At 71.3% G+C, this 13,030-nt stretch carries 16 protein-coding genes; 9 read left to right on the top strand and 7 right to left on the bottom strand.

Going from position 1 to position 13,030, the window contains the following annotated elements:
- Positions 1-40 precede the first annotated feature (40 nt).
- The 3 genes from N538_RS25480 to N538_RS0114055 all read left to right on the top strand — a co-directional run bounded on the left by N538_RS25480 (position 41) and on the right by N538_RS0114055 (position 2,397).
- On the top strand, positions 41-727 hold the full coding sequence (locus N538_RS25480) for a PadR family transcriptional regulator (protein ID WP_081790489.1): 687 nt from the start codon (positions 41-43) through the stop codon (positions 725-727).
- Positions 727-1,131, top strand: coding sequence for a DUF1707 SHOCT-like domain-containing protein (locus N538_RS25475; protein ID WP_051549292.1), 405 nt, complete (start codon positions 727-729; stop codon positions 1,129-1,131). Before N538_RS25480 ends, N538_RS25475 begins: the two co-directional genes overlap by 1 nt.
- A 150-nt stretch (positions 1,132-1,281) precedes the next feature.
- On the top strand, positions 1,282-2,397 hold the full coding sequence (locus N538_RS0114055) for a hypothetical protein (RefSeq protein WP_028637813.1): 1,116 nt from the start codon (positions 1,282-1,284) through the stop codon (positions 2,395-2,397).
- Between the two features lie 230 nt (positions 2,398-2,627).
- Here the strand turns inward: N538_RS0114055 and N538_RS0114050 are convergent, their stop codons facing one another.
- Positions 2,628-3,434 (bottom strand): hypothetical protein, encoded by an 807-nt coding sequence (locus N538_RS0114050; protein WP_028637812.1) that lies wholly within the window; start codon positions 3,432-3,434, stop codon positions 2,628-2,630.
- An 85-nt stretch (positions 3,435-3,519) separates the two neighbouring features.
- On the opposite strand from N538_RS0114050, the gene N538_RS0114045 reads away from it, so the two are divergent.
- The 4 genes from N538_RS0114045 to N538_RS0114030 are packed head-to-tail and all read left to right on the top strand — an operon-like array spanning position 3,520 to position 6,625.
- Positions 3,520-3,771, top strand: a complete 252-nt coding sequence (locus N538_RS0114045) for a DUF3311 domain-containing protein (RefSeq protein WP_231496223.1) — start codon at positions 3,520-3,522, stop codon at positions 3,769-3,771.
- Positions 3,768-5,414 (top strand): monocarboxylate uptake permease MctP, encoded by a 1,647-nt coding sequence (mctP, locus tag N538_RS0114040; protein ID WP_028637810.1) that lies wholly within the window; start codon positions 3,768-3,770, stop codon positions 5,412-5,414. Before N538_RS0114045 ends, mctP begins: the two co-directional genes overlap by 4 nt.
- 28 nt (positions 5,415-5,442) lie before the next feature.
- Complete coding sequence (locus tag N538_RS25470; protein ID WP_051549291.1) at positions 5,443-6,207, top strand: hypothetical protein; 765 nt, start codon at positions 5,443-5,445, stop codon at positions 6,205-6,207.
- Complete coding sequence (locus tag N538_RS0114030; RefSeq protein ID WP_028637809.1) at positions 6,125-6,625, top strand: hemerythrin domain-containing protein; 501 nt, start codon at positions 6,125-6,127, stop codon at positions 6,623-6,625. The genes N538_RS25470 and N538_RS0114030 overlap by 83 nt, the downstream gene beginning before the upstream one ends.
- Before the next feature lie 28 nt (positions 6,626-6,653).
- On the opposite strand, the gene N538_RS0114025 is transcribed toward N538_RS0114030, so the two are convergent.
- Entirely contained in the window at positions 6,654-8,009 is a 1,356-nt protein-coding gene (locus tag N538_RS0114025) for a cytochrome P450 (protein ID WP_028637808.1), read from the bottom strand.
- Positions 8,010-8,056: 47 nt separating this feature from the next.
- Here N538_RS0114025 and N538_RS0114020 point away from each other — a divergent pair, with 47 nt between their 5' ends.
- On the top strand, positions 8,057-9,268 hold the full coding sequence (locus N538_RS0114020) for an acyl-CoA dehydrogenase family protein (RefSeq protein ID WP_028637807.1): 1,212 nt from the start codon (positions 8,057-8,059) through the stop codon (positions 9,266-9,268).
- Between the two features lie 116 nt (positions 9,269-9,384).
- Here N538_RS0114020 and N538_RS0114015 read toward each other — a convergent pair whose 3' ends face one another.
- From N538_RS0114015 to N538_RS29525, 5 genes are all read right to left on the bottom strand, one after another.
- On the bottom strand, positions 9,385-9,744 hold the full coding sequence (locus tag N538_RS0114015) for a DUF6582 domain-containing protein (protein ID WP_197025347.1): 360 nt from the start codon (positions 9,742-9,744) through the stop codon (positions 9,385-9,387).
- Positions 9,745-9,824: 80 nt separating this feature from the next.
- Positions 9,825-10,649 carry a hypothetical protein gene (locus N538_RS25465; protein WP_051549290.1) on the bottom strand — a complete coding sequence of 275 codons (825 nt, stop codon included), beginning with the start codon at positions 10,647-10,649 and terminating at the stop codon, positions 9,825-9,827.
- On the bottom strand, positions 10,646-11,545 hold the full coding sequence (locus N538_RS0114005; protein ID WP_036570912.1) for a GNAT family N-acetyltransferase: 900 nt from the start codon (positions 11,543-11,545) through the stop codon (positions 10,646-10,648). The genes N538_RS25465 and N538_RS0114005 overlap by 4 nt, the downstream gene beginning before the upstream one ends.
- 81 nt (positions 11,546-11,626) lie before the next feature.
- Entirely contained in the window at positions 11,627-12,217 is a 591-nt protein-coding gene (locus N538_RS0114000; RefSeq protein ID WP_028637804.1) for a YceI family protein, read from the bottom strand.
- A 149-nt stretch (positions 12,218-12,366) separates the two neighbouring features.
- Positions 12,367-12,492 carry a hypothetical protein gene (locus N538_RS29525; RefSeq protein ID WP_269320357.1) on the bottom strand — a complete coding sequence of 42 codons (126 nt, stop codon included), beginning with the start codon at positions 12,490-12,492 and terminating at the stop codon, positions 12,367-12,369.
- A gap of 255 nt (positions 12,493-12,747) precedes the next feature.
- On the opposite strand from N538_RS29525, the gene N538_RS0113990 reads away from it, so the two are divergent.
- Positions 12,748-13,017, top strand: coding sequence for a hypothetical protein (locus N538_RS0113990; RefSeq protein WP_036570620.1), 270 nt, complete (start codon positions 12,748-12,750; stop codon positions 13,015-13,017).
- The last annotated feature ends 13 nt before the right edge of the window (positions 13,018-13,030 follow it).

Below are 13,030 nucleotides of genomic sequence, written 5' to 3'. Positions count from 1 at the left end.
GCGGTGCGGTACCACCGACACAGCAGAGAGGAGTCCTGTCATGGGACACCGAGGATTCAACCGACAGTGGGGAAGCCACCCCGACCAGCAGTGGCAGCAGCACGGGCGACGCGGCGGCTGGGGCGGCCCGCCCTGGGCCGGCCCCGGCGGCTTCGGCCGTCCGGGACACCCGGGCCCGCCGCCGTGGGTGGCCGGCCTGTTCGGCCTGGCCCAGGGCGAGCGGCAGCGCGGACCGCGGGTCCGGCGCGGCGACGTCCGCTCCGCGATCCTGGACGTCGTCCGCACCGCGCAGTCGAACGGCGAGGACATCAACGGCTACCAGGTCATCCAGCAGATCGCCGAGCGCAGCAACGGAGCGTGGCGGCCGAGCCCCGGCTCGGTCTACCCGACCGTCCAGCAGCTCGAGGACGAGGGCCTGGTCGTCACGACCGACGCGAACGGCCGGCGCAGCCTGCGGCTGACCGACGCCGGCACCGAGTACGCCGAGGCGCACGCCGACGAGCTCGCCGCGGTGTGGGCGCCGTTCGAGGAGCCTGACCGCGAGGAGGACAGCAGCTTCGCCGACCTCCGGCCCGAGATCGGGCAGGTGATGGGTGCGGTCTGGCAGATCGTCACCACTGGTAGCGAGCAGCAGCGCCGCGCGGCGGTCGACATCCTGGTCGACACCCGGCGCAAGCTGTACGGCGTGCTCGCCGACGGCGACCCCGAGCAGCCCGAGGACGCGTGATGGACGACCAGCTCCGGATCAGCGACGCCGAGCGCGAGCAGGCCGCGGCCGAGCTCGCCGAGCACTACGCGCAGGGCCGGATCACCGTCGAGGAGCACGCGGAGCGGCTGGACCGGATCTGGTCCAGCCGCACCCGCGGCGAGCTCGCGCCGATCTTCGGCGACCTCCCGGGCCGGTACGGGCCGGTCGCCCCGCAGCCGGACCGCGACGCCCGCCGACCGGCGTACTGGGCACCGGGACTGCCCGTTCGGGGGCGCCTCCCGGGTCCGCTGCTGGCCGTCCTCGCGGTGCTCCTCGTGCTGACGGTCCTCACCCACGTGCCGCTGATCCTCGCCGGCCTGCTGGTGCTGTTCTTCGTCGGCGCTCGTCGCCGGCGGCGGCACTGGTCCAGGTGGGCCCGCTAGACCATTGGCGTAGACCAGGGCGGTAGACCACCTTCGTCCCGCGCGGCAGCGGTCCTAACCTGACCGGTACCGGGCCGGGGGGGCCGGAGGAACGATCTCGGGAAGACGTGCTCACGCCCTATTTCCTGTCAATGCAAGGAGATCGTCGTCATGGCGATTCAAACCCGGTTCCGCGTTACCGCGGCCGTCGGCGCGCTCATCGCCCCGATGGCCCTGGTCGCGACCGCCTCCGCCCCGGCGGACGCAGGCACCTCGAAGCACAAGCACGAGGTGTACATGTACAAGGTCGAGAAGAACATCCGTCTCTCCGGGGTGGGCAGCGACTCCAGCGCCGACTCCGGCTCACAGATCCTGCAGTGCGACTCCGGTGACTCGGTGCTCGACGGCATGTGGTCGGTCAAGCACGTCGACCAGTACCAGCCGCCGCAGCCTGATCCCGACGAGGACCCCGACTTCCCGAGCGCGCCGACCCTCCACGGCGTCTACGACGACGAGCGCGACGTCTGGGTGCAGGCCTCCTACCCGGTCCACTTCGAGGGCCCGTCGGACTTCCGGTCCTGGCAGTTCAACCTGGAGAACAAGGCGTGGGGAGACGCCCAGGTCAAGCTCTTCCTGACCTGCATCCGCGGCTACACCGAGTACACGAACTCGCACCGCCACCAGGTCGTCGTGCGGGATCTCTTCGGCGGTGCCTACCAGATGGACGACCAGGGGGGTTGGTACGGCTCCGAGCCGCAGATCCAGCCGTGGGGCTCGTGCCGCTCCGACGAGTACTTCGTGGCTCCGGGCTTCGACGTCCACTCGACGAACTGGCGGCTCCGGGGCACCTACCCGCGCCAGAGCGGGCGGTCGTGGGGCTGGTCCTTCATCTCCGACGGAACGCCGTTCCCGGCGTCGGTCAACATCGATGTCTACGGCCGCTGCATCTCGCGCCGGGTGGTCGACGGGCCGACGCCCAAGCACTCCCTGGGCATGGTCGGCCTGCCGAGCTGGGACTACGCGAGCTGGTACCAGTCCGACATCGTCCTGGGCGACCCGGTGGAGAAGCAGTACACCTGCGACCAGCAGAACGGGGCCCTGCACGCCTACAAGGCGATGGTGGCGTGGTTCTGGCTCGACACGCACTGGGACCAGAACTGGTACCTGGGCATGGAGCCTCGACCGAAGACCCGTGCGTTCACCTTCTGGAACCACGCCGGGAGCAACGCGAAGGTCCGCTACGGCACCTTGTGCGTCAACAGCCGTACGTCGTTCCCGCTTCCGTGACCGACTGACGAGCCACGACGCGACAGCCGCGTGAGCCGAACACCTGAGCCCGTCCCGGGCTTGCTTTCCGGGGCGGGCTCAGGCATTCCCGGAGAAGGCTCCCCGCCGGGTGGGAACGCACCAGACAGGAGTGCGCGTCCTGCCCGGCGGGGTCACCACGGTCCCGACCGGGTGGAGGTGTCCGCGCCCTGGGCGTGCCGGCGGGACGCGCACCGCGACTCCTCGCGGAGCTACCACGCCGACGAGGGCGCCCCGCTGCCCGACAGCAGCTCGTCCATCCACAGGAAGCACGCCGCGGCCAGGTCCGCCAGCGGGGCCGCGCCGGGCAGCAGCGCGTAGACCCGGTCCGCCACCTCGGGGGGCAGGTCGGTGCGCAGGTAGCGCATCCCGAAGTCGTGCCGCCACGGGCAGTGCCGGATCCGCAGCAGCCGGACGACGACCCCGAGCCCGAAGCGCAGGTACAGCTCGGTCGCCTCCGGCAGGTGGCCGCGTGCCACCGCGCGGTTCACCAGCCACTCCGCCGTCGCCCGGCGCTGGCGGGCCTGGTCGACCGCCTCGGCGATGGCGCGGTCGGTCTCCGCCCGGTCGTCGTGACGCAGCACCAGCAGGCCGTCCGGGTCGTGCAGGACGATCGGCGTCCCGTGCCGGCGGACGTCGAGGAAGCGGTGCCGGTCGGAGAGGTCGGAGACGTGCAGGTCCACGACCCTCGTCGGCTCGGTGAGGGAGCCGGGACGGTGCTGCATGCTCACGACGCACTGCCGCCCGTCCGGCCAGGTCGACGGCGGCAGCTCCCACACGTGGTCGACGGCGAGGCGCTCCCGGGCACGGCGGATCAGCCGGTCGTGGACGGCGGACGCCTCGCCGGGGGTGCACAGCAGGTCGACGTCGAGGTCGGACCACTGGTCCCAGCCGCCGGTCGCCGCGCTGCCGCCGACCCAGGCCACGCGGACGTCGCGGTCGGTCTCGCCCAGCTCTCGCAGGAGGGCCAGCCAGCCGTCGTACCTGGTCAGGTCCGCGGAGGATTCCCAGGGGTCCATGGGCGTCATTCTCGGGCAAATGGGGTACGGGCGCGTTGTCCCCGTTGTCGGGAGGTGCCTGATGTCCTCACGCGGACGATGGGCCGTGATCGGCCTGCTCCTCGCCCCGGCGATCGTGCTGCCGCTGTGCGTGTCGCTCTACAACCGGGAGGACCCGACGCTGTTCGGCTTCCCGTTCTTCTTCTGGTTCCAGTTCGCCCTGATCGTCGCCTCGGTCGGGCTGACCGTGCCGGCGTACCTGCTGTCGCAGGGCGCGGAGCGCGCCGACCGCGAGCGCCACGGGCTGCCCGCGGAGCCGCCCGAGCCCCGTGAGCCCGGCAAGGGGGCGCGGCCGTGATCGACCACGTGAACGGCGTCGTGCTCGGCGTCTTCGTCTTCCTGTTCCTGCTCGTCACCGTGCTCGGCTTCGCGGCCGCCCGGTGGCGCCGCGCGGAGAGCCTCGACAGCCTGGACGAGTGGGGCCTCGGCGGCCGAGGCTTCGGCACCTTCATCGCCTGGTTCCTGATCGGCGGCGACATCTACACCGCCTACACGTTCATCGCGGTGCCCGCCACGCTGTACGCCGGGGCCGCGACGGGCTTCTTCGCGGTTCCGTACACGATCGTGGTCTACCCGCTCATCTTCCTGTTCCTGCCGCGGCTCTGGTCGGTGTCGCACCGGCACGGCTACGTCACGCCGGCGGACTTCGTGCAGGGTCGCTACGACAGCCGCCCGCTCGCGCTGGTCATCGCGCTGACCGGCATCCTCGCGACGATGCCGTACATCGCGCTCCAGCTCGTCGGCATGCAGGTCGTGCTCCAGGTCATCGGCATCGGGACCGGCAGCGACAGCTGGTTCGTCAAGGACCTGCCGCTGTTCATCGCGTTCGCGGTGCTGGCGGCGTACACGTACTCCAGCGGGCTTCGCGCGCCGGCGCTGATCGCGTTCGTCAAGGACACGCTGATCTACGTCGTGATCATCGTCGCGGTGATCTACATCCCGTCGCGGGTCGGCGGGTGGGACCACATCTTCTCGACGGTGAGCGACTCGTTCGCGTCGTTCAACAAGGACAACGCGGACGCGATCGCCGCCGGGGACGCCGCCCCGAAGGCCACCATGCCGGCCGCCGGCATCAGCCAGTGGGCCTACTCCTCGCTGGCGCTGGGCTCCGCGCTGGCGCTGTTCATGTACCCGCACTCGGTGACCGGCGTGCTCTCGACGCGCAGCCGGTCGGTGATCCGCCGCAACGCGGCGCTCCTCCCGGCGTACTCCTTCCTGCTGGGCCTGCTCGCCCTGCTGGGGTTCGTCGCGATCGCGGCCGGGGTGAAGGTGGAGAACCCGCAGCAGTCGGTGCCGCAGCTCTTCGAGGACCAGTTCAGCCCCTGGTTCGCCGGCGTCGCGTTCGCGGCGATCGTGATCGGCGCGCTCGTGCCCGCGGCGATCATGTCGATCGCCGCTGCGAACCTGTGGACCCGCAACGTCTACAAGGCGTTCATCAACCGCACTGCCACCCACCAGCAGGAGGCGACCCAGAGCAAGGTCGTGTCGTTGCTCGTGAAGTTCGGTGCACTGGTGTTCGTGCTCGCACTGTCGAAGGACTTCGCGATCAACCTCCAGCTCCTCGGCGGGGTCTGGATCCTGCAGACGCTGCCCACCATCGTGGTCGGGCTCTACACGCGCTGGCTGCACCGGTGGGCGCTCTTCGCGGGCTGGGCGGTCGGCATGGCCTACGGGACCTGGCTCGCCTACGGCGTCGCCTCGCCGACCCAGGACCACTTCGGAGGTCCGCTGGTGAACTTCCCCGGGACCACCACGAAGGTCTACATCGCCCTCCTCGCGTTCGGCCTGAACCTGCTCGTGGCGGTCGTCCTCACGCCGCTGCTGCGTGCCACCGGCGTCGCGGCGGGACGGGACCAGACGACGCCGCAGGACTACCACGCCGACATCGGCGACGCCGGCGTCGACGAGGAGCTCGGCTCGGGCACTCCGGTGCACGCCTGAGATCCGGCCACCGGGGTACAGGCGGACCATGCCCAGCCTGGCCCGCACCGCCTCCTCCGCCGGGGGTGGTGTGCTGGCCGCCGCCACCGGCGTGCTGGCGGTCCTCCGGCCCGCGCGCAAGCCGCTCCACCCGGACGGCGAGATCCTGGCCGCACGGGTCTTCCGCAGCGGCTCGGCCGAACCCACCGGCGTCGGCTGGCTCGACGAGCCGGGCGAGGACGACGCCGACGTCCGCCTCTCCCGGGCCGTCGGGCTCCCCGGCGCGCTCCCCGACATCCACGGCCTCGCCCTCCGGGTGCACGCCCCCGACGGGGTGGGCGACGTCCTGTTCGCCACCACCGGCGTCGGGAGGCTCACCCGGTTCCTGCTGACCCCCAGCCGCCGGCCGCAGACCCGGCCGATGACGACGCTGCTGCCCTACCGGACGGACACCGGTGCGGTCGTCCTCGCCGCCGAGGCGATCGGGGCGGAGGTCTACGAGCTGTCGTGGGCCCGCCCCGACGGCCCGTGGCACGCCTTCGCCGTGCTCCGCCTGTCGACCGGCCGGCGTGAGCAGCACCTGTCCTTCGACCCGGTCGTCCACCAGATCACCGGGCTCGAGCAGTACCCGTCCGTACGCCGGCTGCGCGGACCCGCCTACCGCCGCGCGCGCCACTCGCGTGGCGACGACGTCTCTCCCACCACCGCCACGACCACTCAGGAGAACACCCATGTCCAAAGACGCCATCGTGATGCTCAAGAACGACCACAAGGAGATCCTCCGCGCGTTCCGCGAGTTCGAGAACGCCGGTGACGACGCGATCGAGACCAAGGGCAAGCTGGTCGACCGGATCATCGAGCTGCTGACCGTGCACACCTACATCGAGAACGAGGTCATGTACCCGCGGGTGCGTGACCTCGTCCCGGACCTCGAGGACGACGTCCTGGAGTCCTACGAGGAGCACCACGTCGCCGACGTGCTGGTGATGGAGCTGGCCGCGATGAAGCCGGACGACGAGCGGTTCACGGCCAAGACGACGGTGCTGATCGAGAGCGTGCGGCACCACATCGAGGAGGAGGAGGACGAGTGGTTCCCGCAGGTGCGCGAGGCGCTCGGACGCAAGACCCTCCAGGAGATCGGTGCTGAGATGGCCGAGGCCCGCGAGAAGGCGCCGCGCCGGCCGTCCCAGCCCAGCGCGCTGAAGAAGACCGTCGACGCGGTCATCTCCTAGCGGCCGGCGGGGTGCGTCGACCACCCGGTCAACGACGCCTGAGGTCGACCGGCTGCCCGTCCTTCGGGAACGGCAGCGAGTGGTTGTTCATCGGCGCCACGTACGCCGGGTCGACGGTCCACTCGAAGTCGAGCAGCAGGTGGAACATCAGCGCGGTGACCTCGGCTCCCGCGAAGTACATGCCGAGGCACTTGTGGACGCCACCGCCGAACGGTGCCCACGCGTAGCGGTGCGCCTTGTCCTCGCGCCGGCCGGGGCCGAACCGCTCCGGGTCGAACGTCTCGGGGTCCGTCCAGTACTCCGCCATCAGGTGGCTGAACTGGAGGCCTACGGTCGCGTAGGTCCCGGCAGGGATGCGGGTGCCGAGGACGACGGTGTCCTTGACGGTCCTGCGGAGCACGACGGGCACCGGAGCGCGCAGCCGCAGTGACTCCCTCATCACCAGGTCGACGGACGCCAGGCCGTCGAGGTCGGCCAGGCCCGGCGTCGTACCGACCCGGGCGGCGAGCTCCTCGGCCTCCGCGCGGCAGCGCTGCTGCCAGTCGGGGTGCTGCCCGAGGAGCTGCATCATCGTGGACAGCGTGATGGTGGAGGTGTCGTGCGCCGCCATCATCAGGAAGATCATGTGGTTGACGACGTCCTCGTCGCTGAAGCGCTCGCCGTCCTCGGACTCGATGTGGCAGAGCACGGAGAAGAGGTCGTCGGTCGCGGTCGCCCGCCGCTCGGACAGGTAGGTGGTGAGGAAGTCCTCGAGGTGCCGGCGGCCCCGCAGGCCACGGCGCCAGCGGGTGAACGGCACGTCGTGCCGGATGATCGAGGCGGCCGCCTGGACGCAAGAGATGAACGACCGGTTGACCCGTTCCATCTCCTCGGGCGAGCTGTGCTCGGCGCCGCCCATGAAGGTGTTGGTGGCGATGTCGAGGGTCAGGTCCTTGAGGGCCCAGTACGCCTGGAATCCCGGCGTCGGCGTCCACGAGGCGAGCCCCGCGGTGATGGCGGGGTGCATGGCCGCGGTGTAGTTGGCGAGCCGGTCGCGGGTGAACGCCTGCTGCATGATCCGGCGGTGCAGGTGGTGCTCCTCGAAGTCCAGGAACATCAGGCCGCGCCCGAAGAACGGGCCGACCAGGTAGGTCCACGCCGGCCCGTTGGCGAAGGCCTTGTCCGGGTTGCGCAGCGCGACCTCGCACGCGTCCGGCCCGAGCAGCATCACCCACCGGTCCCTGCCGACCAGGCTCATCGGCGAGACCGCGCCGTACGCCTCCCACTGCTTGCGGAACAGCGCCATCGGGTCGCGGGCGTACTCGAGGCTGCGGCCGATGAGCGGCAGACCTCGGGGCGCGTGCGGCAGCTCGCGGACCTGCGGCTGCGGAGTGGTGGTGGCCACAGCCGTCACAGTAGAACGTGTTCCGGTCCGTCGGTAGCCTCGGCGGCATGACCCCCTCCTTCGACCTGGACCAGGACCACCTCGACCTCCGGGACTGGCTGCACGGCTTCGCGGCGGACGTCATCCGTCCGGCCGCGGCCGAGTGGGACGAGAAGGAGGAGTTCCCCTGGCCCGTCGTCGAGGAGGCCGCGAAGGCGGGCATCTACTCCGTCGACTTCATCGTGGCGCAGGCCCTCGACGAGACCGGCCTCGGCTTCCCGATCACCATGGAGGAGCTGTTCTGGGGCGATGCCGGCATCGGGCTCTCGATCGTCGGGACGTCGCTCGCCGCCGCCGGTGTCCGCGCGAACGGCACCGACGAGCAGGTGGCGGAGTGGGTCCCCGCCATGTACGGCACGCCGGGTGACCTCAAGCTCGGCGCGTTCTGCTCCTCCGAGCCGGACGCCGGCTCCGACGTGGGCGCGATGCGCACCCGCGCGACGTACGACGAGGCGACCGACGAGTGGGTGCTCAACGGCACCAAGACCTGGGCCACGAACGGTGGCATCGCCGACGTGCACGTGGTGACCGCGGTCGTCGACCCGGAGCTGCGCACGCGCGGTCAGGCGTCCTTCGTCGTACCGCCGGGGACCCAGGGGCTCAGCCAGGGGCAGAAGTTCCACAAGCACGGCATCCGCGCCTCGCACACGGCCGAGGTGGTGCTCGACCACGTCCGGGTGCCCGGCCGGTGCCTGCTCGGCGGCAAGCAGAAGCTCGACGCCCGCCTGGCCCGCGCCCGCGAGGGTGGCGGCGCCCGGGGCAACGCGTCGATGGCGACCTTCGAGCGCACCCGCCCGGCCGTCGGCGCGCAGGCGATCGGCATCGCGCGCGCGGCGTACGAGGTGGCCCTGGACTACGCGAAGACCCGCGAGCAGTTCGGCAAGGCGATCATCGAGAACCAGGGCATCGCCTTCAAGCTCGCGGACATGGCGACCTCGATCGAGGCGTCCCGGCTGCTCGTGTGGCGCGCGGCCTGGATGGCGCGGCAGGGCAGGAAGTTCGAGAACGCCGAGGGCTCGATGTCCAAGCTGTTCGCGGGCGAGACCGCGGTCAAGGTGACCGGCGAGGCCATGCAGATCCTCGGCGGCAACGGCTTCACGCGCGAGTACCCGGTCGAGCGGATGGCCCGCGACGCCAAGATCTACACGATCTTCGAGGGCACCTCGGAGATCCAGCGGCTGGTCATCGCCCGGTCGGTCTCGGGCGAGCCGATCCGCTAGGTGCGCCCGCCACTGGTGGTACTCGTGCGTCCCGTGCGAGGCCTCGCCGAGGCAGACCGATGCGTTTCGCGCGCGTCGGATCGGGCCGGTCAGGGTGATCAGCTCGCGGCCGACGGTCACTTCTTCTTGGCCCGGCCGCCCTTGAACAACTCGCGCCAATCGTCAGCGTCCACGTCGATGTCGTACTTCTTCGCGGCGGACAGAATCCTCTTCCAGGCACGATCGCGGTCGGCGTCGCTGACACCCTCCACCTGATCGAAGCGTGCGATCGCGTTGCGCACGTGCTTGGCGTCGCTCAACGGTTCCTTGCGCTGCTCGGGGAATGCGAAATCCTTGTCCGACAGACGGTTCTCCTCTGCCGTGCTCATGCCCTCGGCCCGTCGGGGCACGTCCTCGCCGTGCGCGCGGTCGCTCTGTGCCGCCCGGGCCTTCTTCAGGTTGCGTTTCGCCGCTTCCTTCTGCTTGGTCGTGGCCATGTGAGCCTCACCTCCATGGCCGAGCCAGTACCCCGTCGCCGCTGTTCTACCTCCGCGGTGGGTGGCGGCTTGCCGCGGGTTCATCGGCCCAGCCAGCGCACGAGCGGGTCCGCGCGCTCCAGGTCCCACAGGACCTGGTCGGGGGACCAGCGGACGTCGCCGTCGGCGCCGTCGGCGAGCAGGGCGTCGATCGCGAGGCGGAACATGAGCGCGCGCAGCACGAGCTGCCGACCCGCGGCCGGCTCGTGCTCGAGGAACAGCTCGGCGAGCGAGACGTCGGCGCCGTACCAGAGCACCGCATCGACCACGACCTGCGCGGCGCCCAGGCCCCCGGGTCGCCAGGACGGCGACAGGTCGATGACGGCGGGCGGCGCCTCGTCGGCCCAGAGCAGGTTGCCGGCCACGTCGCCGTGCACGACCTGGGCGGGCAGGTCGAGCGGGGTCCGCCACCGGCGCAGGTGCGTGAGCCCGGCGCCCACCGCACCACCGGCATCGATCTCGGCCTCGCCCCACGCGCACCGGTCGGCGCGGGCGAAGACGTCGGTGCGGTCGTCGAGGTGCGGCGGGCGGGCCGCGCCACGCAGCGCGCGGTGGAGTCGGACGGCGACCTCGAGGGCGACGGGCCAGTCCGCGTCCCAGGTCCGGTGCTCGCCGGCGACCCGCGTCCACGCCGTCCAGCCGTCGACCGTCCAGCCGTCGCCCGGCCGGAGCGGCCGCGCCACCCGGAAGCCGTCCTCGACGAGGCCGGCGGTGGTCTCGGCGGTCCACCGGTCGGCCACGGCTCCCCGGCTCGGCTGCAGCACCGCGTCGGCCACCGCCCACGTGCGGCCCTGACCGCCGGGCAGCGGCACCGGTCGCCCGGTCAGCCCGAACGCCGCGAGGACCCGCTCGCCGGGACCGGTCACAGGTCGATGGCGCGGTTCAGCCAGGTGGACGTGACCCGCATGCCGACCTTCTCGTAGAGGGAGAGCGCCCCGGTCCGCGAGTCCGTGGCGAGCCCCGAGTGCGTCGCGCCGTGCGCCCGGGCCGCCGCGAACGCGTCGACGAGCAGCGCCTGACCGAGCCCGCGGCCGCGCTGGTCTGCGCGGGTCGCCACCTTGCTGACGTACCCCTCGTCGCCGCCGAACAGCAGCACGTTGCAGACGCCGACGACCTCCCCGGAAGGATCGGTGACCACGCGCAGGTGCCACGGCTCGAATCCCTGCCGGCCGACGACCGAGGCGAGGAAGTCGTCGTACGGTTGCCGGTCCCGGGCGGCCCACTCGAGGAACGCGTCCTCGAGCACCGTCCAGCACGCGCGGTGGTCGGCGGGCGTGGCCTCGCGCAGGGCGTAGCCGGAGGGCAGCGGCCGGGCCGGGATCTCCGCGCCCTCGGGGAGGTAGAGCTCCCACGTCTCCCACCGGACGTGGTAGCCGAGCGCGGCGAGCAGCCGGTCGCCGTCCGAGCCCTGCGGCACCGGCATCCCGACCACCGTCGCGCCGGAGGCCCTGGCGCGCTGCTGCATCCAGTGCGCGAGTGCCGTCCCGATGCCGCGGCCTCGGTACGCGGGGTGCACGGCCGCGTCGCCCTTGTCGGCGCCCATGTGCTCGGCGTACGCCACGAGCCGGTCACCGTCGAGGATGCCGACGGTGCCCGCGCCGACGTCGTACGACGGCCGCTGCCAGTCGGCCAGGATGTCGGCCTCCTCGATGGCGACCTTGCCGATGTCCCGCTGCTCCTGGGCGGCCATCACCTCGAAGACGGCGCGAGCGTCGGACATCGCGAGCGGGCGGCTGGTGAGGCCCGCGGGGAGCTCGATCATGTCGTGCACCGGCACATCGAACCAGCAAATGCCGGACGGGGCCGCCGGATATCCGGCGGCCCCGTCCAGGGAGTCAGGCGATCAGGCGTTGCGGATCGCCGAGATGTCGAACTCGAGCTTGACCTTCTCGGAGACCAGCACGCCGCCGGTCTCGAGCGCGGCGTTCCAGGAGACGCCCCAGTCCTTGCGGTTGATCGTGGTGCCACCCTCGAAGCCGATGCGGATGTTGCCGTACGGGTCGCGAGCCGAGCCGGTGGGCTCGAAGGTCACCGTGACCGGCTTGGTCACGCCGTTGAGGGTCAGGTCGCCGGTGATGACCCAGTCCTCGCCGTCGCGCTCGACCGCGGTGGAGGAGAAGGCGATCTCCTTGTTCTCGTCGGCGTTGAAGAAGTCGGCCGACTTCAGGTGCGCGTCGCGGTCGGCGACACCGGTGTCGATGCTGCCGGTCTGGATGGTCAGCTCGACGCGGGAGCTGGCGGGGTTCTTGGAGTCCACGTGCGCGGTGCCGGCGAACTCGGAGAAGTGGCCGCGGACGGTGGTGACCATCGCGTGGCGGGTGCTGAAGCCGATCCGGCTGTGCGCCGGGTCGATCGTGTAGTCGCCGGAGATGTCCTCGACGGCGGCGGTGGGGGCGTCGAACTGCTCGGCGGCCTGGCGGTTGAAGAACGACATCAGTTGGCTCCTGGTTCGGGATCGGGGTTGTTGAAGCTTTGATGACTTGAACCGGACTGCGGTCCGATTCATTCCCGGTATCCCGAACCGACCCGAGAATGTGCATCGGCCCGCCAGTGCGTGACTGGCGGGCCGACGAAGAAGCTGGGTCAGGCGGCGTGGGTGGCCTGCGTGGGTGCACCGCTCTGCTGGGCCAGCGTCCACCGAGCCTCCAGACGGGTCTGCCCGGTCGCGTCCGTGACCGTCACCCAGGTCATGGCCAGGTTGTCGGTCATCGTGTCGCTCCTCGGACGTCTGTTGTTCACGTTCTGTTCACCAAAGGTACCGCGCCTCCACCGTTACGGCCAAGAAACCCGCGAGATCCCGCGCGGTCCTCCACTGGAGGGACCCGGAGCGGGTCCGGTCGCCGGTCGCGCCCCACCTGATCGGGGCGCGGAACGGCTGTGGCGCTTTGGAACAACTGCCCGCTTCCTGCCCGAAATCGGGCAGGAAGTTGCACATTCGCGCGCCGCACCCGGAAGATCGTCGTCGTGCCCGCGCCTCCCGACCCCGAGATCGTCGACCGGATCGTCGCCAGCACCGGTCTCGAGCCGACCGAGGCGGCGCGGGTGGTGGAGGACGTCATCGCGTTCCACGCGGAGCCGGTCGAGGACTACGTACGGCGCCGGCACGCGCACCTGAAGACCTACGGCGCGAGGAACCACGAGATCTTCGCCCGGATCACCGAGGAGCTGGCCGGCCGCGTGGTCGCCGCTCCCGACCTCACCGAGCGCCAGCTGCGGCGCATCGTCTACGGCTGAAGAGGAGCCATCA

The organism is Nocardioides sp. URHA0032, from assembly GCF_000620645.1.
Taxonomy (GTDB): domain Bacteria; phylum Actinomycetota; class Actinomycetes; order Propionibacteriales; family Nocardioidaceae; genus Nocardioides.
The sequence above is the reverse complement of the archived record's forward strand: the minus strand, read 5'-3'. Positions and strand labels throughout refer to the sequence as shown.